This is a genomic window from Microcoleus sp. Pol10D4, assembly GCF_036701555.1.
Taxonomy (GTDB): domain Bacteria; phylum Cyanobacteriota; class Cyanobacteriia; order Cyanobacteriales; family Microcoleaceae; genus Microcoleus.
This window is the reverse complement of record NZ_JAUBRA010000014.1, coordinates 43,865-64,109: the sequence shown is the minus strand read 5'-3', so window position 1 is coordinate 64,109 and position 20,245 is coordinate 43,865. Positions and strand designations below refer to the sequence as shown.

Sequence of the window (20,245 nt, the reverse complement as noted above, 5' to 3'; positions counted from 1 at the left end):
TTTGTCTTTATAAACGTAATTTTTACTGCCGACTCTTCAACCCTTGCCTTGCGGGTTTTGTATGTATAGAAGCGGTTTCAAGCGCCCGGTATGCTGTCGAAATCCTCCGCCTTTACAACTCCCGTTTCAACAACTCCCGCACAGCAGCAAAAGCCCTCCCCCGCCACTCCACCGGCAACAGCGACAATCCCAAACCCGCCCACATTTTCGCCGCAGAAACAGACTTTCCTGCCCGCACCATCAGGCGCCCTTTTGCAGTTTCACCAACCTCAATCAGTCGCAAACCTAGCGCTAATTGAGTTTCAGCAATCCTTTTGAGCCTGACTTTTTCCAACTCCTCGGAATCAAATTCGTAGCCGATCAAATAGCGCAATTTATCACTCAAATACGGAATTGCCCGATCGACCCCTTGCTGTCCAGCATGAACTCGATACTGCATCAACAGCTCCGGCAAGTAATAGCATTTTTTGCCAGCAATCGCAAGTCTCACAAACAAATCGTTATCTTCGCAATTTTGCAAATTCGGCCGCAGAAATCCTACTTCTTCCAAGGCGCGGCGGCGAAACAAAGTTGCCCCTATTTGCAAACTTTGTCTCAGAAAAACTGTGGAAAGCAAATCTTCAATAATTCCAGCCGACAACTCGGTGCGGCCCCACCGCTGCGAATTGAGTTTCGTCTGGTTTTCGTCAATATAATTGTTAATGTCGATCACCCAGTGATCGGTACTGACAAAATCGATGCTGGGGTCTTTATCTAAAATAGCAGATGTGCGCTCTAGAAATTGCGCGCTCAGGCGATCATCATCGTCAAACTTGATAAAATATTCGCCCCTTGCCGCCGCAAAGCCCGATCGCATATTATTACTCTTGCCGATATTCTGCGGGTGGCGAATGTAGCGAATCCCGCGATCGACAAATTCCGACATCAACAGAGGAGTGCTGTCAGTGGAACCGTCATCACAGATAATTAATTCAAAATCTGTATAAGTTTGATCTAGCACGCTGGCGATCGCACAAGCCAGTAGATGCACTCGATTGCAAGTAGGAATGCAAACGCTAATTTTCGGCACAAGTTTATACTATTTTAGATTTGAAATCGTCTAAAAATTTTGCAATTCAGTGCTGACAAAAGAACCACCAATGCCCAATGCCTAATGCCCAATGCCCTATGTATTTTAACTCAAACGAGCCGTACATTCGAGAATTAACTTTTGATTCACCAAAGCAAATGGTTGAATTTCCAAAGCACGACGAAAAGCTTGAATAGCATTTATGTATTCTCCCAACGCAGCGTAGCACAAACCCAGACCATGCAACGCGCCAAAATGCACCGGGTTCAGTTTGAGGACGATTTCGCAGTCGTGGATCGACTTTTTATAATTTCCTTGGGTATAGTGAAGTACGGCGCGTCGGTTCCAAGCTTCCGCAAAATCTGGCGCTTCCGCAATCAGTTTCGTCAGCAAATCCAAAGCGTGGTGAACATCGCCTGCATCTAACGAAACTTGCGATCGCCTGAGAATTTGCATCCCATAGTCACCTTTCTGGTTAAACCAAGTGCGCCAGAGTTCTGTAGTTGCCCGATCGCGCACGATTTCGTCGGATTTTTTCAAGTCTTCGAGTAGCGCCTTAACAGATAATTCGTCCATAGGTGCGAAGATTGTTAAAAAGATTTTATCAATTAATTTTATCGCGCAAGCGACAACTTTATTTATCCCACATCCCATGAAGATTTTGATGCTTTCCTCGACTTTTCCCTATCCGCCAAGCCGCGGAGGAACTCAGGTAAGGACGTTTAATTTATTGCAATACTTGAGCCTGCGGCATGATGTAATTCTCGGCACTGTACGATCGCCAGATGTCACCGATTCACAAATCGACACATTGCGCCAGCAAGTTGCAGAATTGGCAGTTTTTCCCCATCCGCAGACACCCCCCCAACCCCCCCTTGCTAAGAGGGGGCTAAGACTCCAGCAGGAGACTGAGGAAGGATTTTTACCTCCCCCCCTTAATAAGGGGGGGGCTGAGGAGGGGTTCTCTGAAATAATAGGAAAATTCCACAGATTCGGTCGATTTTTGCAGTCGGGAACACCTCCCAACGTACTCTCAAGCTACTCCCAAGCAATGCAGAATTGGGCAGACGAATTGGTGACAACAGGCAAATGCGATGCTGTCACCTGCGAACACAGCGTTAATGAGATTTACGTGCGTCCAGAATGGCGACAAAAACTGCTGACAGTGGCAAACATTCACAGTTCCGTTTGGGGAACTTGCAGGGAAATCTTAGCCACCGGCACCTCGGAAAAACCCCTGCGCGATCGACTAAATTTACCGCTACTCGCCCGCTACGAAAAACGCTACTGTTCCAAATTCTCCCGCATTGTTGCGACAACATCCACAGACAGAGAGCAACTCCTCGAATTACTGTTGCCTCCGGTTCAGGTGCGAGGAAAACAAGATTTTTTTGTACCTCCCATAGATGTAATTCCTAACGGCGTGGATTTAACTCAATTTCCGTACCGGTCGATCGATCCGGGAGGACACACCTTAATTTTTGCAGGCGCAATGAACAATTTGCCCAATATTGACGCGGCGCGGTTTCTCAGTTTGCAAATACTGCCGCCTTTGCAGCAGCGCTATCCCGATGCTACCCTCACCTTAGTAGGGGGTTCGCCAGTCCCGGAAGTGCTCGCCTTGGGGGAACTTCCCGGAATTCAAGTAGTAGGCCGGGTACAAAGGGTGGCAGAATATTTGCATCAGGTTGCTGTTTGTGTGGTGCCGATGCGGATTGGTTTTGGGATTAAAAATAAAACTTTGGAGGCGATGGCTGCGGGAACTCCCGTGGTTGCTAGCGATCGAGGTTTGGAGGGTTTAGCCGTCGATGGCGGCACACAACTAATAAGGGCCTTGCGGGCAAACAAAGTTCAGGAGTATGTTGAGGCGATCGCCAGTTTGTTTGAAAATCAGCAGCTAAGACAGGAGCTCTCTGTCAACGCTCGATCGCTCGTTGAAAGCCAATACACTTGGGATATCATAGGTCGGCAGTACGATCGGCTATTGCAATTTTAAACTCTAAATTCTAAAATCTAAATTCTAAAATGGCATGATGGAACACAAAATTAACCCCTCAAAAAATCGAGCCAAACCCCCAGAAACTCGCCAAGTTGCTCCTCCTCCGACAAGACGCCGGCGCCAAACCCGACGCCCCAAAAATCTTCAAGAGTCCCAGCTTCCAATACCTACTCCCCGAACTCGCGCCAGGTATCCCTGGAAAAGACTGATAGCTAATTTGACAGCCCTCAGCATCTTGGCTGGCTGTGCAGCTTTAATGGGAGGCGGCGCTTGGCTGAGTTATCAGCTCATCGTCGATCCCAATGGTAACAGGTTGATCTCTCAGTTTGTGCCGGAATGGTCGCGCCTGCCTACAGGTAGCAGAGATTCGATCCAAACTCTCGATCAAATCAAAGCCAGCATCCGCAAATTGGGATTCGTAACCGGAGAACCCCTGCCTCTTCCCGTCGATCAATCCCGCGATAATTCTATTTCCGATTTGCTCTTGCCGGTGATGGTAGAAAGAACTGTTAAGGCTTCTACTGTTTGCACAAATCCTTGTCGCCAAATTGTCGAACTTCGAGTGTACAAGCGCGTGCAACTTCCCGATCGCAGTTCCGAAAAAGAGCAGTATTTTCAGTTAGCAAGTTCTGTGAACGTAGAAGGCCCGGCAGAATCTTTTGTCATTGCTTCTTTAGCTGACTCTACATATGACAATCAAGCCTCGAATCAGTCGCTACCCCTAACACAACTGCGGCGCTTTGACGGAAAGCCCCCCGCCTCCGGCATTTGGTTTAATGTCAGCGGTCAACTAAAGCAGGGCGACAAGAAAATTCCCTACGGACAAGTCGTTCGCTACAACCCCAGCCAAAATCATTTAATGCCGCTGTTGGAGTGGGCCAGTGCGGCCGGACAACCGCCGAATTGGCAGCAAATTGTTAAGGGGGAAAACCCGCAGTTGGCGATCGACCAAACAGTTGGTTTAGAGCCGCAATTTACCCTTTATCAAATTGGCCCGCGCAAATTTTTGCCGAACCCAGTTCAGTTAACCGCGATTTCTTTAGAAGAAATTGCCTTCAATGACGAGACTTACAAAAATGGGCTGCGGCTGGCGAAAAGCGGACTGTGGTCTCCAGCATTAAATGTTATGCGTGTGGCGAAGGGGAAAGCTGGCAAAAATTGGCCCGCAGTCGCACAAGCTCAGCTAGAAACGATCGAATTTCACGCTAAAATTACTCGGGCGCAGGCGATCGCATCTTGGGCCAGTCCCGGTCAACAAGTTCTCGCAGAATTGATCGACGGCCGCTGGACTGAAGCTTTGCAAGTATTTGAAGCCGATCCGAGTAACAGTCACGAAATAGCCACAACCCTCAAAAATGACAGCGGGCGGATCTGGAACCGCATCGACGCCGCCTTGAGAGTGAATGCCGCTGACGCCGATGTCAAGGCTTGGGGTGCCCTGATTGTAGCGTCTCAAGACGGAACTCGTGAGGCGATGAATTGGCTCGACCAGCAATCAGATACTGACAGCGAAACAAGAAGTCGAATTCGGAATTTGGTCAACAAACTTCAGGAAGCAGTTTCTCAGGCGGAAAGTTTAGAAGCCCACAAGAGTCAAATTATGGGTTCTGCTACTTTAATTAACAGTGTCAATCCCGCTGAGTGGCTAGAACCCGACCCGAAAAACGAGTTAAAATTGGCGGAGGAACAAGTTTGGTATCAGGTGCAGGTAGCGAGTTTTTACGATGGTAGCCGCTGGGTTAATTCGCCATTTTCTGATGTAGAAGTGAGCTCTTTTCCTGCTACTCAAGTCAAGTGGCTATGGGGGCGACTGGGATTACAGGCTGACCCCAAGATTAAGATTGAGGTAGCGATGGCTAACGGTCAACAAAGAGTTGCTGTGGGAACGGTGAAAGCAGTGCAGATTCAAGACGGAAGCCTGCGCTTGCTGGCGGCGGTTGACAAGCGATCGTAATCTGGTCGAAAGCATTCGCCAGATAGAACAGTCCCGGACGCACTCTAGAAACAAAGAAACCGGGTTTTTTTACCATTTCTGCCGATCGCAACAGAAGTATTTTCGTAAAAAAACCCGGCTTCCTTCCACCTGTACGTCCAAAACTAGGAAAAAGGAAAATTCTTTCTTTTGCCCCTCCCGCAACTACGAAAGCAGCGCAATCTCAAAACTCTTACCCTTACTCCTCTCGAACTCGGACAACAATGCAGACAAAAATTTTGTTAATTTAATTAATTAACACAACCTGTGCACAAAAAACCCAGAGATGTCAAATCGCGCCCTTTTTAGAGAGTGCTGCAATCATCTGCCGTTTCACTGCTTTAGCCCAAAGCTCAAACTCCAAACTGTTGATATTCTGAACTTTCACTTTTTCAACAGGCTGAGTTGGGGCTTCTTTCTGTGCTGTAGTCTCCATTGTTTTTTCCCTCGTCAAAAAATGTTAGTAGTCGATCGCAAACGGTTAGCATCATACATCTATTTTAATAACTAATTCTTGCAATTAATTACACTAAAGGCAGAGAATTCAACCATCAAATGCAGTAAATACATCTAGATCATGCAATTTACGAATTTAATGTAATAAAACCCTACAACCATTGTTATATATAGGGTTTTCCTGACATTAAGATTTTACAATTTACATTGTATGGCACTATCAAACCACTGCTTATGTTAGTAAACTTATTTTTAAATGAATGTATTGGCATATACAGCAGAAAATAATTTTATTGAATTCACATAGTGCCGTAAAGCCGATCGCCCGCATCTCCCAATCCGGGTACAATATAGCCGTGCTCGTCCAAACACTCGTCAACTGCGGCCGTATAAATCTGCACATCAGGGTGTTGTTCGTGAAAGTGCCCCACTCCCTCCGGTGCCGCCAGCAAGCACAAAAATTTAATAGACTTCGGATTAACTTCTTTCAGCCTATCCACTGCCGCGACTGCTGAATTACCAGTAGCCAGCATCGGATCAACAACTAAAACATCTCGCTGTTCGATATCCTGGGGAACTTTGAAATAATATTCGATCACCATCCGAGTTGTCGGATCGCGGTACAAACCAATATGTCCTACCCTCGCAGACGGAATCAGCTCTAAAATACTATCTAACAATCCCTGACCGGCGCGCATAATCGAAATAATAACAATTTTCTTTTCTGCAGCCAACACCGGTGCATTCATTTTGGCGATCGGCGTTTCTATTAGTTCGTATTTTAGCGGCAAATCTCGCGTCACTTCATAGGCTAGCAGCATCCCAATCTCTTTCAGCAGTTGGCGAAATTTCGCCGTGCTCGTTTGAGTTTGCCGCATCAGAGTTAACTTGTGCTGTATCAAAGGATGGTCAATGACAGTAACTTTAGCACTCATTTTTTTGAATAATTAATTTGCTTTATTCTAACTTATCAGCCATCGAGGCATTCTTGACAAAAAAACCGATCTCAGCAGCCCCTCCGTCCAGGACTACTTATATTAAACCCTATTGAAAATACAAATACCGCGCGCATAAAATTCGCTCCGACAATTGCCTTTCATCCGATCCGCCCACCGGGAGACTAAGCCAGTTTTTAATCGGAATCTCAGTGGCGAAACTACCTACAATGTTCGAGATAGCTTAGCCACTGTAGCTAATGTTTTGTCTCGCTGCGGCGACAGTGTAAATATGCGAGTAAATGCTGCGATGACAGCCCGTGGTGCTGGCATGGCCACCGTTGACTCCTTCGATTTGGCTCATCGCGGTTTAGTTTATCACGTCAAATATCGCACTTGTCTCTAAGCAGCTTGTTGGGAGTGTAGTGTGAGGTATAGTTTTCAGGTTTGAATTTTGAATTTTAAGTTGGAAGAGGGGATAATTTCCCCTCTTCCTTCTTGCTTCTAAAACACAGTGCCGTCACTTTCAATCTGAATTGGTGGCACTCCACCAGCCCTCAATTCGCCCGCAATTTTCCGCCCCGCCGCCCAAGTTCCTCCTTGCAAAATCTTCACCAGCGGCAATTCTGTCGCACTCAAATGCAGCTTTTCTCGCATAGATGCGGCAATTTTATCTAAAAGATTGACAGTGAGCGATCGCCATTCTACTATAACTTCCGAATCCGGCAAGTAACTCTGCTCAAAAATAGCCAAATCTTTTGCCTGCAGCAGCCCGATATCCAAACACAAACCGCCGTTGCGGTACTCCGGCAATCCCGTTAACTCATCCAATCCCGCGACTTCTAAACCAAGTTCTTGCAGCGGTTCCAACAGCGAATAAGTCAACCATTGCGAGAGTTTGTGAAACGGCACGAATTCATCTCCCAGATTTTCTCCTGTTAAAGCCGGATGCCGCCAAACATCGCCTAAATTAACCCCACCAATTGCATATCTTCCCGGCCAAATTTCCCCAAAACCTCTCAAAACAGCGCTCAACACATCAGCAGCCTTCACTGTTTTGGATACTGAAACCCGACTGTCGAGCAAGTATTTGGCTAAATTGCCGGGACGCGGGTTTTCGCTACCAAATAATAATGGATGCTGGCAAACGGCATTTCCCAAACGCTGCAATAATTCTAATCTGCCTGTTAAACCAACTAGCGGATTGTCTCGACTTACCTGAAATCCAGTAGCTAAGGTTTCTAGTTTTAATTGAGAAAGTCCGCGAGAATCAGCTTGCCAAGGAAAATCGAGATTGCTGGAAAAAACACCTTGACAAAACATCCGCAAGCTGGCTATTGCTAACCCTTCAGAACGGCGGTAAACCTGCCCGGTTTCTGGTTCACAATACTGCCAATCTGCACCAGCACCGGCATCAAGCAAAACGCTGATAATTGCTAAATCAAATTTGATCTTAGCTTGCTCTATGAGTGCAAATTCTGCTAAAGCTGCATCCAATTGGGCGAGGCGCGGCAGGTTGCCGGCTTCAAAATGTCGCCAGCGACTGTGAAAGGGAATGTTAAAATCGGGATACTGTTGGCGCGTTGTGTCAATTACATAATTTGCTGCTTTGTCGAGTTGGGATAAATCGACACGGAAGTAGCGGAGTTTGTCAAGGCGGGCTAAATCAAAAAGCCGATCGCACTTTTGGCGAATAGCAACCAGTGTTCTCAGATATTCTACAGTCTCAAGTTCAATATTTTTCAACGTCATACCACCAAACAACGGTAAACATCGTTTTCTTGAAAAAAGTCAAACTGACTGTAATCTAAAAGATTATCTAAAATCGCATTTTTATCTAGTTTGATCAGCTTATATTCCCACTTCGATCCGCTGACTTCGCGTTTTACTTGATCCGAAACTATCACCGAATTTCTTTCAGTCCCCGGAGATACTATTTTACTTAAATCTTCCAAGCGATCGGCTATGTTAATATCTTTTCCGTAAGTGCAAGACCTAAATATATATAAATTTCCCTTAGCAACTCCCACCGACAAGCCACAAGGTATTTTATTGGCGTGAATAAAAAATTTCCAATTCTCGCACAAACTTTCCATTGCCGCTAAGGCTGAATGAGCTTCTGGGAAAGTCAACAAATGCGAATCCCCAACAATACTCCGAATTGTACCGCCGTATTCTTCGCAAATTGTTTTTTCAAAAGTATCAAAGTTGGTGAGCAAATATTCCACATCTTTGATCGAATTAGATTCTTGATAAGCTATAAAACCTCTCAAATCTGCTTTAATTATTGCTTGATTCTTGATGATTCGCGTTTTGTAACTTTGGTCAACTTTGTATACTTTTTCAGGTTCGCTCATCCCTTTCAAAGAAAACTCGTTGACAAAAGACGTTTGCACTTCTGCCTTGTTGAGCGCCAGCCATGCTGCTTGGGACAAATATATTTCATCCGGCGGAGTTACTGATTCTATGCGCGCTGTTAAATTCACCGTATCGCCAAAGATATCTTTATCTTGATGCAAGACATCTCCTAATGTAATCGACACGCGAATAGCCAACCGTTCGTCGTTCGCCTTGCTAGATTGTTGCGCTCTCAATTCTTGCTGCATTTCTATGGCTGCTACCGCCGCTGCTGTGACGCTGGGAAAAATTATCCAAAATGAATCACCTTCCCCTTTAATCACGCTGCCTTCATTTCTGGCGCTAATATCTGAAACAAAATTTTTATGCTCGTTTAACAAACTACTTAAGTCCGACTGAGATAATTTTTTGACTCTGGCGGTATATCCACAAATATCTGTTTTTACGATCACACTAGAACGCAAATTAGCCATAACCTACCCTGACTGATCAAAAACCAGCAATAAATTTTATGTAGCAAAGACGCGATTGTTCGCGTCCCATCGGTCGCGTCTTTGCCCTCTTAATCTCCTAAATCGCGTCCGATCGCTTCTGCAAGAATTGTAGCATCTGGCACCGGGTCTGGCGTGTAGTAGCCGGCGGCTTTTTTGGCGACGATTTCGACTTGTGCGTCTGCAGGAATCCAATCTTCAGGAATGGGGATGCGATCGACCACCTGAATACCAGAATTGATAATCGCATTGTATTTCATATCGCTCATAGAAACTAAACTGTCTATTCGAGAGATCCCCAACCAGTGCAGCACGTCTGGCATTAGTTCTTGAAACCGCATATCTTGAACTCCCGCAACACATTCAGTGCGCGTAAAATAGGCATCAGCGCGATCGCCGCCTTCCTGCCGTTTTCTAGCATTGTACACCAAAAACTTAGTCACTTCCCCCAAAGCTCTCCCTTCCTTGCGGAAGTAAACTATTACCCCAGAACCACCTGATTGTGCCGTTTGGATGCAAATTTCCATCCCATGCACCAAATAAGGGCGACAAGTGCAGATATCGGAACTGAAGACATCAGAACCGTTGCATTCATCGTGTACCCGTACCGCCAACTGCTTATCCGGGTCAGAAATATTCGCGACATCGCCAATAATATAAACCGTAGTTCCGCCAATTGGTGGCAAGAAAACCTGTAAGTCTGGCCGCGTCACTAAATCCGAGAACATTCCCCCTGTTTGCTCGAACAGGACACGGCGGATAACGCTTTCTTGGGCCCCAATCCGCCGAGCAATTCCCGGCAAATACCAAACCGGGTCGATCGCAATTTTAGTTACTGCTAAATTGCCACCTGCTTTGACTATTTTGCCATCAATTTGCACCCGCCCCTTAGCAATAGCATCTTGTAATTCTGGCATATTAATGTGAGCTTTAGTGACAGCAATTGTCGGGCGAATATCATATCCCTGCTGGAGAAATGAAGTATAAACTTCGCTGACCAAGCCTCCAAACGGATCGAGAGAAACAATCAAATTGCGATCGCCCCAACTCTGGTGCGGCCCGATGTGTGCGGCCGGAGAGGTGTTGGTAAAATCGGGGCGATGATCTGCTTGGAGTGCGCCGGAAGCAACTGCTAGCGCGCGATAAACAGAGTAGGAACCCGAATGAGTGCCGATCGCATTCCGGTGAGACGATTTGGTGAGGCTACCAATCACAGGCCCGCGTTTCAGCGGATCGATTTCTCCCCAGTGGATGGGATGAGGTTTTGTGCCAGATCTGTCGGGATGGGATGTTAAAACTATATGCTTGGGTTTTGACACAGTTGTTTATGACTCTTGCTATGGATGCTGGTGTTAGTTGAAAGTTAAATTGCAATTTGAAGCAGTGATTTATGATAGCAAAAGGATTCGGGATCGGGAAGTATCCGGCATAGCCAAACTCGTGATGGTGATTTTCGCGCTGTCCTAAAAATACAAAAGTTTTGCCTATGTGCTTTAGTGATTAAGGCTGAAGTACCAACAGCAAAACTACTTATTTAATCCAAGTTTCTCTAGTAGTTATATTTTTTTTTGCATGATGTTTGTTTAACTAACCGCAGAGGGCGCAGAGGGCGTATAAAATCTAGAAAAGAGTGAAAGAGGGAAAAGAGATGTTCACAATTCCTGCAATGATTGTTATAGTTACAACTGGTAGCCGGGAATTATCAACAAAATACTAACTCACAAAATTAATGTTGCCAAGTACATCTAATTATTTGCTCAAAAATGGTCGCGTACCCGCGTCTCTTCTAGAGATAAAATCGATCGCACCGTCAGATTCTACTGTAGCGACAACGGGGACTGAGAACAATTTTTGTTTGGTGGATGTGGAAATTGCAGCGGGTACGATCGCCCAAATTACTCCAGCAGGTACAAAACCTGTATCCTCCTCTGGAGATATCCCAGTTGTAGATTTGCAGGGCGGCTTAGTTTGGCCTTGTTTTGTGGATATGCACACCCATTTAGACAAAGGTCACATTTGGGAACGATCGCCCAATCCCGATGGAACTTTTGCCAGCGCGATCGAAGCGGTAGGCGCTGATGCCCAAAAAAACTGGAATGCAGAGGATGTTTACCGGCGAATGGAGTTCGGCCTCAAATGCAGCTATGCCCACGGAACCAAAGCCATCCGCACTCACATCGACAGCGCGGGCGAACAGGGAACCGTTAGTTTGGGAGTATTTGAAGCGCTGCAAGCCGAATGGGGCGATCGGCTGATCTTGCAAGCAGTTTCCCTGGTTTCCCTCGACTATTACCTGACACCCGCAGGGGAAAAATTAGCCGATCGCATAGCCCAAATCGGCGGCATTCTCGGCGGAGTCGCCTATATCAACCCCGACTTAGACAAACAACTCGATCGAGTTTTTACCTTAGCCAAAGAACGAAATTTAAACCTCGACTTCCACACCGACGAAAACGACGATCCAGATTCAGTAACTCTGCGGGAAGTCGCAAAAACCGCCATCCGCCATGAATTTTCCGATCAAATTATCTGCGGACACTGCTGTAGTTTAGCCGTACAACCCTCAGATTTAGTAACAGAAACTCTGGAATTAGTCAAGGAAGCAAATATTGGCATTGTCAGCTTGCCGATGTGCAACCTTTACTTGCAAGACAGAGAATCTCAGCATACACCGCGCTGGCGGGGAGTGACTCTCCTGCACGAACTCAAAGCAGCCGGAATTCCCGTTGCTGTTGCTAGCGACAATTGTCGCGATCCGTTTTACGGATTTGGCGATCATGATGTTTTGGAAGTTTTTAATATGGCAGTCCGCATCGCTCATTTAGATAGGCCTTATGGAGACTGGCCCTGTGCAGTGACAACGACTCCAGCCGATTTAATGGGATTGCCGAATTTAGGACGAATTGCAGTTGGTTTACCAGCAGATTTGATTTTGTTTAAGGCGCGGAATTTCAGCGAATTGTTATCTAGAACCCAGGGCGATCGCACAGTTTTGCGGCAGGGCATTAAAATTGATACAACTTTGCCCGATTACCGCGAAATCGATGATTTATTAGCAATTTAAATCTGACATCCTGCATCACTTTCAAGAACAGGCAAGATGCCTGTTCCACAAAAGATAAATTTTCTTTCTACTCGTTACTACGCTCTGCCTGGTAACGTAGATCCGGAGGCTCTGCCTCCAATTTTCTTGATCGTAATGCGAGGCAGAGCCTCTAGATATGGTTCCCAGGCAGAGCCTCGGAACCAGTTAATTTTTAGGGTAATCTGTGCAGTGCATACGCTACATTGAGATGTTCAGCACAACTCTTATTATTGTCAATTTGCCACTAATTTGATATAAATATAAAAGCTAATTATAGTGAGGATGTTTTAAGTGAAAGCAGTTATTTTATTATCAGGAGGGCTAGATTCCTCAACAGTTTTGTATCAAGCCAAAGCCCACGGCTGCGAGTGTTACGCTATTTCCTTTGACTACAAGCAAAGACATCGGCGAGAGTTGGAATCAGCAAGGGCGATCGCACTTTCGGCCGGTGTTAAGGCGCATCAGGTGGTAAACTTTGACCTAACGCTTTGGGGCGGTTCGGCTTTGACGGATAATGAGATGGAATTGCCGATCGATCGCAATCTTGCAGAAATGTCCCAAAACATCCCAATTACCTACGTTCCAGCTAGAAATACAATCTTTCTCAGCTTTGCCCTCGCCTACGCAGAAACTCTAGAAGCCGATCGTATTTACATCGGTGTCAACGCTTTAGATTATTCTGGATATCCCGACTGCCGCCTCGATTACATCCAAGCCATGCAGGAAGTATTTCGGTTAGGAACAAAGCAGGGTCGAGAAGGAAATGCTATTAATATTATCACACCTTTGATCGAACTTAAAAAGACAGAAATTATTCAATTAGGCAACAAATTAGGAGTACCTTGGGAGCAAACTTGGTCTTGCTACGCAGGCGGGGAAAATGCCTGCGGTGTTTGCGATTCTTGTCGGTTGCGGCTGGCGGCTTTTGAGGAATTGGAATTAAAAGATCCGGTGCCTTATGCTTAAACAGTATTCCGACTCGGCGGTTGAAAGCGTTCCTCCATAAACTCTCGTCCCTCTCTAAGAGACTAAAGAATAAACGGGGTTGCTAACTCTGATTTGGTATAAAAAGTTGCGCTATTTCGATCGCCCTTTTCATCAAAATCTTAATGAGACAATTTTGCCACACTACTCAACCCGCTATTCTTTCGCCCTTTCCCCACAATTTCCCCATCGGCTGCTGCAATTTCATCTAAAGCTCGATCGCCCGCAGCGTCTTCCAACAAGTGAATTTGAAGTTGATCCAACCGCGGCCCGGACACAGAAACAACCGTAAGTTCCACATTTTCACCGCGCCAAACTTCCCCCACAGCCGGCATTCTTTGCAACTGATAGCTCAGAAAACCTCCGATTGTCTGATATTCGTCAGTTACTGGCAAATCCAAATTCAATATTTGATTCACATCATCTAAATTTAACTGCGCTTGCACTAAATAAGTGCGATCGTCCAATACTTGCAAAGCAATTTCTTTGCTGTCTGGTGACTCGTAGCTGCGGCCGATAATTTCGGCTATCAAATCCCGCAATGTCACTAACCCGGAAATGCCACCAAATTCATCGACTACGATCGCAATTTCTTCCGACGAACTCTGCATCAAAGGCAGCAGTTCCCCCAGCAGCATCATCTCCGGCACAAACCTCACCGAATCCATCCAAGGTAAAATTGGCGTGTCGGGAGATAGCAAACCTTCAGCTAGGGGTTTCGCAAGTTGTTTGAAGCCAATAATGCCGATAATGTCGTCTAAAGAATCTCCCGTCACGGGATAGCGGGAATGGTGAGAAATCGCCATTTCGTCGAGCAAAGTTTGAAAGGTTGCTGTCTTGGGAAGTGCGACAATGCTAGGCCTCGGCACCATTACTTCTTCTACCCAAACTTCGCCAAATTCAAACACGTTGTTGAGCAATTCTCGCTTTTCTGCTTCCAAGCCGCTGGATTCGCTGGAAGTAGCTATAATTAATTGCAGTTCTTCGGGAGTAACCGGGCGATGCCTTAGATCGTATTCGATGCCCGCAAACCGCAAGAGCGATCGAGTAGATTGATTGAGAAACGACACAAAAGGCTTGAACACACGGGCAATCAATAAACTCGGAGGCCCTAAACTTCTGGCTAGCTGTTCGGAATACAGTAACGCTACAGATTTGGGAAAAAGTTCGCCCAGTACGATTTGCAGGTAAGCTAGCAACAAAAAAGTTACTATTGGTATGCTAAAAGAATGGGCGATCGCCGACTTGATGTAAATTGGCAGCGGCAAATAGCCGATCGACATTCGGACTAGCACGGCGATCGTACTTTCCCCAATCCAGCCGAGAGCTAAACTAGAAAGAGTGATTCCCAACTGCATTGTCGAGAGCAATCGCTCGATACTTTGCTGCAAAGATTGCACAGTTAAAGCTGCAACGTCGCCAGCTTCCACTAACTGATTGATGCGCGATCGGCGTACCGTCACCATCGAAAACTCAGCCGCCACAAAAAAAGCATTAATCGCAATCAGCAACAGCACTGACAGCAACCGCGACAGCACCTCTGTCGAACTCATCGCGGGTAAATCAGATATCTCCTGCACTCTCGCCCCTAAAAGTGACACAATGCTCCCTAAAAAAACTTTCTCGATCAAACCTGAGAATCCGTCTGCAGGTTTGGTCTTCTTTTATTTTACTTCGCCACTGGAATGCCAGATATTTGCAACTGAAGTTTTTGACCTGGATAATCTGTCAGCGTCAGTGAAACTTCTTTAGCATTTTCCAGCAAAGCTGTGGGAATACTCACCGTACCGTAATACACCTGCCCGTTGGGGGGCAGTTCCGAGGGCAAATCCTCGGCAGTCGCGCTCAGGGCCCGGCCACGATCGTCAGTGACGTTCAAGAAACTGTAGAGAAACCTCACAGCTTGCGATCCTTCATTTTTCATGCTCACGTCTAGCAGCATGGAATTGTTGCGCTGACTGGCCGCGCTCACTTCCAGAGTTATTCCCCCGTCGCGACTGTTCAGAGGAAACTTGGCGCTAGCATTTTGTGCAGCGGGTTTTTTGGCTGCGGCTGGTTTAGAGCTTGCCTTCTCTGTTTTAGTATTTGCCCCGGCCGTTTTTTCTGGATCGCGACCTTCTACCCGTGCTTTGACGGTTGTGAGAATGTCTTTTTCTTTCAAAATGCTCACTTGGTCTTTGCTAGCCGTCTTTCCAGGCTTGCCGCTGCCAGCATTGTTGCTGGGACGAACATCGGGTTGAGTCGTTCCTTGCAAGGCTTCGCGACCTATAGTAAATCCCCAAACAGAACTCGTCACGCCTGCTCCAAACATGAGAGCGAGCAGAATTAGAGTCAGCACTACCGTCGAATTCACTGCCATTGCCTATAAGTTTATGCCGAGTCCTAGAAACTGCTTTGTCCGGTCGATCGGCTCCAGCACATTGGCTAACAGGCGATCGGGACTCAGCAGATCTAAGAATTTTGATTTTTGTTCTCTAGTTCTAGCACGGACTGAGAAATTATGTTATAATTCATTTTGAGTTAGATCAAAGAAATAGATTTAACGGCAGTTGGCCGAGCGGTTTAGGCAGCGAACTCATAATTCGCCCCAGGCAGGTTCAACTCCTGCACTGCCGATTTAAAATTAATCATGACGCTCCGCGCTCTGGCTAAAAACCAGGTTTCTTCCCAGATACCAGTCCTGGACGGATGGGGGCCAGAAACCCGGTTTATACGAAAAATTTGCGACCAGAAACGAAAAATATCCGAATAAACCTGGTTTGTGAGGTCGCAAGTGCGATCGCAAACTAGAAACTTGGTTGAGCGCGAGATCCTGAGCTCGCATTCCACTCGAAAAATTATTATTCTGATGCCAAGGTCAACGATATTAAGCCTTAATCAATTCCACATTATATCTGCTCGCTTCTGAGATGGCGGGCGCTGCGCGGGGACGATCGTACTGCACTCCAAAAATTATTATTCCGATGCCAAGGTCAAGGATATCAACCCTTAATTAACTCCACTCCGTCGCGCCCGTCGAGCTCTTGAACGTAAACCTTAACTTGTTCTTCCTTTGCAGTCGGCAACTTTTTACCCGTAAAATCCGGCTGAATCGGTACTTCTCGGTGGCCACGATCAACTAATACCGCCAACCAAATTTTCTCCGGGCGCCCGTAATCGTTGACCGCATTCAAAGCCGCTCGACTCGTTCTGCCTTTATATATAACGTCATCTACCAACACCACGGTTTTGCCCGTCAAATCGAAAGGAATTTCTGTTTTAGCCGGTGTCCGCATCGCCACTCGATCCAAGTCATCTCGGTAAAAGGTAATATCCAAAGCGCCCACGGGTACTTTGACTTGTTCGAGAACTTCAATTTGATCGGCCAAAATTTGAGCTAAAGGCACTCCTCTACTATGAATACCCAACAGCACTAACTCCGAGGGGTTCCCTGATTTTTCGACAATCTGGGAAGCGACGCGGGTGAGAGTGCGCCTCACTTCATCAGGGGATAAAATTTGGATAATTTTAGTCATTGGTTGCTGCGAGCTAATTGTTGGCTGTTGGCATATCGAACAATTTGAGATTTGAGATTTGAGATTTGAGATTGACTTGACAGATGAATCTGGGGGTTTGAACAAAGGTCAAAACTTTTTTTGCTGCTGTCGGTGGCTAATCTGTGTCTTCTGCAGGACTTACCCCGAACGGATGAAAAGCAGATGCTGCGATTGCTTAGCCGAAGGCGAACAATGACAGAAATACGTTATTTATGTCTCCTGGAGTGTTCGGGTGAGGTCATCAGTTAGCGGCTCAAACCTAATAAGGTATAAAAAAGCAATGATAGTCCCAACCAAATCAGAAAGCAATACCGAGTTAATTGCAATGCTTGGCAAATTAGCGGCGCTGAGATCGGGTGAACCGGCTCGCCTAACAGCGGTTTGTGTTTGAGAACTCCGCGATAGGAATTAGTACCTCCTAGTTGCACTCCCAAGATGGCGGCGTAAACGCACTCGCTCCAACCGGAATTGGGACTGGCATCTTTAACAGCATCTCTCTGACAAATTTGCCAAATGTAAATCGGTTTGCCAGATATAACGGCTAAAGTAATCACTGTTAGCCGGCAAGGAATCCACGTCAGCACGTCTTCTAGTTTGGCGCTAAACCATCCTAAATCTGTGTATGGCGCTTCTTTGTAGCCGATCGTAGAATCTAATGTGCTGGCTGCTTTGTAAGCGATCGCCAAGGGGACTATAGCACTCGCCCACATCGAGTTAGGATCGATCGGGGCAGCGGTAACACTTAATAATAGATGCGGCAGAGCGAACCCAAGTAAGGCATAAAATAGCGGTGCTGTCACGCCATCGACTGCATTCTCTGTTACAGTTTCTAACAATGCTCGCAGAATTTCTGGCTCGGATAAGTTTTCGGTATCCCGGCCCACGTAAAGGCTCAACCTTTCTCGCGCCTTGACTAAATCTCCAACATTTAAAGGTGCTAGCACATCCTCCGCAGCCGCCCTCAAACTGCGGCCTGCAAAACAGCTTGCCAGCAAAATGGTCTGTATGGCAATACCTAAAAGAGGATGCACCCAACTAGCAGCTTGGACGATCGACCAACTGACAGTATAACTGCCTACAATCAGCCCGATCGCTAGTATTGTACCAGCACATCGTAGCAGCAGTTTGTGCCGGTCGCCAGCGGGACGGTCCTCTGCTTCAGGCATTTTGCCTACGGGATTATTCCATATATTAAAGACAAGTCGAGTATAGCGGTCGATCGCCCAACCCATCGCCTGCACGGGATGTGGCCAACCCCAAGGATCGCCGATCGAATAATCCAACACCGCAGCTAAAATCAAAACAGGAAATTCATCCGGCATCATTATATATTTTGTCAAACTTGATAGTCCGTCCGACCAGGAGCGATCGTCCGGGTAGCGCAGGTTTTAACTGCTGCTACCTTTGGGGACTTTAATTTTTTAGCAGAAATTTTAACTGCTGAGATTACTTTCGTCGCGCAGCAAGTGTACGTTCTCCTCCCAATTAACACCGTCAAAGGGTAGAATCTCAAAGTGTTTGATGGCATCGTCGTCAAGACAGCGGACGTTGACATCGAATTGATCGGGATGCGATCGGGGGCGATAGAACGAGTGAATGCCGCAAATTCCGCAGAAAGTATGTTGAGCAGTTCCTGTATTAAATGTATAGGTGGTCAAAACATCTTGGCCACTGAGCAAGGTAAAACGTTCCGGCGGCACAATGAGGTGCAAAAATCCCTTCTTTTTGCAGATAGAGCAGTTGCAATCTGATGCTTCGTGTTTGTCAACGGCGACACGGAAGCGGACAGCTCCGCAGTGACAGCCGCCAAAGTAAGTAACAAGTGTTGCGTCCATGTGTGATTGCTGGCGATCGAATGAATGAACTTACCATTTAAATGATAAAGCTAGTTTCTTCCCCAAGAGCCGCTTGCCAACTGCGGACATCATAGTATAAGTCTTCGAGGGAAATACTGTACAGCGCTTCGGCAAGTTTTTTGTGCAATCGGTTCCACAAACTGAATGTTACCCAGTCCTCTGCTTGCGTCGCGTCGGGGAAATGTCGAGGTAAAGGTTCAATAGTTTCACCTACAGCCTCTAAGATTTGTCCTAAAGAGATTTGAGCGGGCATGCGGGCTAATTGATATCCTCCTTGGGAACCCCGAACAGATTGGACTAAACCGGCTCGTCGCATTTCAATCAGCAATTTTTCTAGATACGGAGCAGGTAACTCCTGTCGCTTCGCTATCGATTTCACCGATGTCGGGCCATAGCGAGGTTGCAAACTTAGATCCAGTAATGCTTTGACACTGTAGTGTCCGCGTGTGGTTAACTTCATGGGATTTTAAGAGCGGGGCAAATATTTAGCTAGCTGATAGCTGATAGCTTATGCTACCGAGTTTAGAGATTGCTCGCACCGGCTGCAGCTACTCCTCAAGAAAGACTGCAGGTTATTAAAAATATTTAGATAATAGTGGTTAACAATTGAGCCGATCGGTGTAATATGGTTTTACGACCAGCTATAAAGCTAAAGTTTCTTGGTCAAACCAAAAACCAACCGAGAAAAAATCCGTACACCAGTTGAATATTTCAGGACTCAGTAAATGGCTAAAAAGAAAAATATCGAACCCCTTGAAGGCGAAGATCTGATCAAAAAGGTCAAAGACCTAGAGAACCTTACCAAGGAAGAAAAAGCTAGAGCCTGTGGCTACTACACCGTTACCAAGAACGGCGTAGAACGGGTCAACATGATGAAATTCCTGAATGCGCTGATTGATGCAGAAGGCATTCAGCTAGACGGGAAGCAAAACGGCAATGGACGCGGCGGACGCTCTGCCAGCTATCGGATTAGCGTTCAATCTAACGGCAACTTACTGATTGGAGCTGCCTACACCAAACAGATGGAACTCCAGCCAGGAGATGAATTTGAAATCTCTCTGGGACGCAAGCACATTCACCTGCGCCAAATTGATCGAGAAGAAGAAGTAGCCTAGGCCTTTACGACTTGCTTTGACTTCTTGCTTGAACAGGTTGGTTTGACTTCAAGCGTTGACTGCAAGCAGAAAATTGGCTCTGAAATCTTTCTGTGAGCCTCAAACAGTATGGCTTCTATAGATGGCAATGGCTGGACAAAAGCCACTGCCACTACTTTATATTTTCCGAGAATACCTATTCTCGCCCCTCGCTATATCCGTGTGGACAAGCGGGGGATTTTCCGCGTAGCTGTTAAACAGAAGTTCGGCAGCCGATTGTGTACGGGATTTAACGGATGTAATGGATGTAATGGATGGATGTTCTGCAACCAATTGTGTACGGGATTTAACGGATGTAATTGATGAACCGAAGAGGTTTGAAGGAAGAATTAGGTTTGGTTGAGCTAGGA

Annotated in this window: 20 protein-coding genes and 1 tRNA gene; 8 read left to right on the top strand and 13 right to left on the bottom strand. The window is 46.4% G+C overall.

Going from position 1 to position 20,245, the window contains the following annotated elements; genetic code table 11:
- Positions 1 to 112 precede the first annotated feature (112 nt).
- Positions 113 to 1,069, bottom strand: coding sequence for a glycosyltransferase (locus QUA36_RS10285; RefSeq protein ID WP_333457207.1), 957 nt, complete (start codon positions 1,067 to 1,069; stop codon positions 113 to 115).
- Between the two features lie 105 nt (positions 1,070 to 1,174).
- A complete protein-coding gene (locus tag QUA36_RS10280; protein ID WP_333158331.1) occupies positions 1,175 to 1,645 on the bottom strand; it encodes a tetratricopeptide repeat protein in 471 nt (156 codons plus the stop codon).
- Positions 1,646 to 1,721: 76 nt separating this feature from the next.
- Between QUA36_RS10280 and QUA36_RS10275 the strand changes: the two genes are divergently transcribed.
- Both QUA36_RS10275 and QUA36_RS10270 read left to right on the top strand, forming a co-directional pair.
- Positions 1,722 to 3,065, top strand: coding sequence for a glycosyltransferase family 4 protein (locus QUA36_RS10275; RefSeq protein WP_333457205.1), 1,344 nt, complete (start codon positions 1,722 to 1,724; stop codon positions 3,063 to 3,065).
- 34 nt (positions 3,066 to 3,099) lie between these two features.
- Positions 3,100 to 5,022: a hypothetical protein gene (locus QUA36_RS10270; protein WP_333158336.1), complete on the top strand. Its 1,923-nt coding sequence runs from the start codon at positions 3,100 to 3,102 to the stop codon at positions 5,020 to 5,022.
- A gap of 307 nt (positions 5,023 to 5,329) precedes the next feature.
- Here QUA36_RS10270 and QUA36_RS10265 read toward each other — a convergent pair whose 3' ends face one another.
- Together QUA36_RS10265 and upp are read right to left on the bottom strand one after the other, a co-directional pair.
- Positions 5,330 to 5,476 (bottom strand): hypothetical protein, encoded by a 147-nt coding sequence (locus QUA36_RS10265; RefSeq protein WP_333158338.1) that lies wholly within the window; start codon positions 5,474 to 5,476, stop codon positions 5,330 to 5,332.
- A 319-nt stretch (positions 5,477 to 5,795) separates the two neighbouring features.
- Complete coding sequence (upp, locus tag QUA36_RS10260) at positions 5,796 to 6,431, bottom strand: uracil phosphoribosyltransferase (protein ID WP_333457203.1); 636 nt, start codon at positions 6,429 to 6,431, stop codon at positions 5,796 to 5,798.
- 154 nt (positions 6,432 to 6,585) lie between these two features.
- On the opposite strand from upp, the gene QUA36_RS10255 reads away from it, so the two are divergent.
- Positions 6,586 to 6,837 carry a DUF4360 domain-containing protein gene (locus QUA36_RS10255; RefSeq protein WP_333457201.1) on the top strand — a complete coding sequence of 84 codons (252 nt, stop codon included), beginning with the start codon at positions 6,586 to 6,588 and terminating at the stop codon, positions 6,835 to 6,837.
- Between the two features lie 98 nt (positions 6,838 to 6,935).
- On the opposite strand, the gene QUA36_RS10250 is transcribed toward QUA36_RS10255, so the two are convergent.
- From QUA36_RS10250 to QUA36_RS10240, 3 genes are all read right to left on the bottom strand, one after another.
- Entirely contained in the window at positions 6,936 to 8,183 is a 1,248-nt protein-coding gene (locus QUA36_RS10250; protein WP_333457199.1) for a URC4/urg3 family protein, read from the bottom strand.
- Positions 8,180 to 9,262, bottom strand: a complete 1,083-nt coding sequence (locus QUA36_RS10245; protein WP_333158345.1) for an adenylate/guanylate cyclase domain-containing protein — start codon at positions 9,260 to 9,262, stop codon at positions 8,180 to 8,182. The genes QUA36_RS10250 and QUA36_RS10245 overlap by 4 nt, the downstream gene beginning before the upstream one ends.
- Positions 9,263 to 9,351: 89 nt before the next feature.
- A complete protein-coding gene (locus QUA36_RS10240) occupies positions 9,352 to 10,599 on the bottom strand; it encodes a GTP cyclohydrolase II (protein WP_333158347.1) in 1,248 nt (415 codons plus the stop codon).
- A 410-nt stretch (positions 10,600 to 11,009) separates the two neighbouring features.
- Here QUA36_RS10240 and QUA36_RS10235 point away from each other — a divergent pair, with 410 nt between their 5' ends.
- Both QUA36_RS10235 and queC read left to right on the top strand, forming a co-directional pair.
- Positions 11,010 to 12,344 carry a cytosine deaminase gene (locus tag QUA36_RS10235; protein WP_333457197.1) on the top strand — a complete coding sequence of 445 codons (1,335 nt, stop codon included), beginning with the start codon at positions 11,010 to 11,012 and terminating at the stop codon, positions 12,342 to 12,344.
- Between the two features lie 312 nt (positions 12,345 to 12,656).
- Positions 12,657 to 13,331, top strand: coding sequence for a 7-cyano-7-deazaguanine synthase QueC (gene queC / locus QUA36_RS10230; RefSeq protein WP_333457195.1), 675 nt, complete (start codon positions 12,657 to 12,659; stop codon positions 13,329 to 13,331).
- A 140-nt stretch (positions 13,332 to 13,471) separates the two neighbouring features.
- Here queC and QUA36_RS10225 read toward each other — a convergent pair whose 3' ends face one another.
- Entirely contained in the window at positions 13,472 to 14,950 is a 1,479-nt protein-coding gene (locus tag QUA36_RS10225; RefSeq protein WP_333457193.1) for a hemolysin family protein, read from the bottom strand.
- Positions 14,951 to 15,018: 68 nt separating this feature from the next.
- Positions 15,019 to 15,708 carry a hypothetical protein gene (locus QUA36_RS10220; RefSeq protein WP_333041190.1) on the bottom strand — a complete coding sequence of 230 codons (690 nt, stop codon included), beginning with the start codon at positions 15,706 to 15,708 and terminating at the stop codon, positions 15,019 to 15,021.
- Positions 15,709 to 15,892: 184 nt separating this feature from the next.
- On the opposite strand from QUA36_RS10220, the gene QUA36_RS10215 reads away from it, so the two are divergent.
- A tRNA-Ile gene (locus QUA36_RS10215) sits at positions 15,893 to 15,965 on the top strand.
- Positions 15,966 to 16,330: 365 nt separating this feature from the next.
- Here the strand turns inward: QUA36_RS10215 and pyrR are convergent.
- The 4 genes from pyrR to QUA36_RS10195 all read right to left on the bottom strand — a co-directional run bounded on the left by pyrR (position 16,331) and on the right by QUA36_RS10195 (position 19,201).
- Positions 16,331 to 16,864 carry a bifunctional pyr operon transcriptional regulator/uracil phosphoribosyltransferase PyrR gene (pyrR, locus tag QUA36_RS10210; RefSeq protein WP_333068480.1) on the bottom strand — a complete coding sequence of 178 codons (534 nt, stop codon included), beginning with the start codon at positions 16,862 to 16,864 and terminating at the stop codon, positions 16,331 to 16,333.
- A gap of 266 nt (positions 16,865 to 17,130) precedes the next feature.
- A complete protein-coding gene (gene cbiB / locus QUA36_RS10205; RefSeq protein ID WP_333457259.1) occupies positions 17,131 to 18,210 on the bottom strand; it encodes an adenosylcobinamide-phosphate synthase CbiB in 1,080 nt (359 codons plus the stop codon).
- A 108-nt stretch (positions 18,211 to 18,318) separates the two neighbouring features.
- The gene (locus tag QUA36_RS10200; protein WP_333041192.1) at positions 18,319 to 18,720 is read right to left on the bottom strand and encodes a GFA family protein; all 402 of its coding nucleotides are present in this window, start codon (positions 18,718 to 18,720) and stop codon (positions 18,319 to 18,321) included.
- Between the two features lie 37 nt (positions 18,721 to 18,757).
- Positions 18,758 to 19,201 (bottom strand): Rrf2 family transcriptional regulator, encoded by a 444-nt coding sequence (locus QUA36_RS10195; protein WP_333041193.1) that lies wholly within the window; start codon positions 19,199 to 19,201, stop codon positions 18,758 to 18,760.
- 265 nt (positions 19,202 to 19,466) lie between these two features.
- On the opposite strand from QUA36_RS10195, the gene QUA36_RS10190 reads away from it, so the two are divergent.
- Together QUA36_RS10190 and QUA36_RS10185 are read left to right on the top strand one after the other, a co-directional pair.
- Positions 19,467 to 19,856, top strand: coding sequence for an AbrB family transcriptional regulator (locus QUA36_RS10190; protein ID WP_333060228.1), 390 nt, complete (start codon positions 19,467 to 19,469; stop codon positions 19,854 to 19,856).
- Between the two features lie 108 nt (positions 19,857 to 19,964).
- Entirely contained in the window at positions 19,965 to 20,198 is a 234-nt protein-coding gene (locus QUA36_RS10185) for a hypothetical protein (protein ID WP_333060229.1), read from the top strand.
- Positions 20,199 to 20,245 lie beyond the last annotated feature (47 nt).

Coding starts and splice junctions, on each gene's coding strand:
- QUA36_RS10280 (WP_333158331.1), bottom strand. CDS start 1,645: ATGGACGAATTATCTGTTAAGGCGCTACTCGAAGACTTGAAAAAATCC.
- QUA36_RS10275 (WP_333457205.1), top strand. CDS start 1,722: ATGAAGATTTTGATGCTTTCCTCGACTTTTCCCTATCCGCCAAGCCGC.
- QUA36_RS10270 (WP_333158336.1), top strand. CDS start 3,100: ATGATGGAACACAAAATTAACCCCTCAAAAAATCGAGCCAAACCCCCA.
- QUA36_RS10265 (WP_333158338.1), bottom strand. CDS start 5,476: ATGGAGACTACAGCACAGAAAGAAGCCCCAACTCAGCCTGTTGAAAAA.
- upp (WP_333457203.1), bottom strand. CDS start 6,431: ATGAGTGCTAAAGTTACTGTCATTGACCATCCTTTGATACAGCACAAG.
- QUA36_RS10250 (WP_333457199.1), bottom strand. CDS start 8,183: ATGACGTTGAAAAATATTGAACTTGAGACTGTAGAATATCTGAGAACA.
- QUA36_RS10245 (WP_333158345.1), bottom strand. CDS start 9,262: ATGGCTAATTTGCGTTCTAGTGTGATCGTAAAAACAGATATTTGTGGA.
- QUA36_RS10235 (WP_333457197.1), top strand. CDS start 11,010: ATGTTGCCAAGTACATCTAATTATTTGCTCAAAAATGGTCGCGTACCC.
- QUA36_RS10220 (WP_333041190.1), bottom strand. CDS start 15,708: ATGGCAGTGAATTCGACGGTAGTGCTGACTCTAATTCTGCTCGCTCTC.
- pyrR (WP_333068480.1), bottom strand. CDS start 16,864: ATGACTAAAATTATCCAAATTTTATCCCCTGATGAAGTGAGGCGCACT.
- cbiB (WP_333457259.1), bottom strand. CDS start 18,210: ATGATGCCGGATGAATTTCCTGTTTTGATTTTAGCTGCGGTGTTGGAT.
- QUA36_RS10200 (WP_333041192.1), bottom strand. CDS start 18,720: ATGGACGCAACACTTGTTACTTACTTTGGCGGCTGTCACTGCGGAGCT.
- QUA36_RS10195 (WP_333041193.1), bottom strand. CDS start 19,201: ATGAAGTTAACCACACGCGGACACTACAGTGTCAAAGCATTACTGGAT.
- QUA36_RS10190 (WP_333060228.1), top strand. CDS start 19,467: ATGGCTAAAAAGAAAAATATCGAACCCCTTGAAGGCGAAGATCTGATC.
- QUA36_RS10185 (WP_333060229.1), top strand. CDS start 19,965: ATGGCTTCTATAGATGGCAATGGCTGGACAAAAGCCACTGCCACTACT.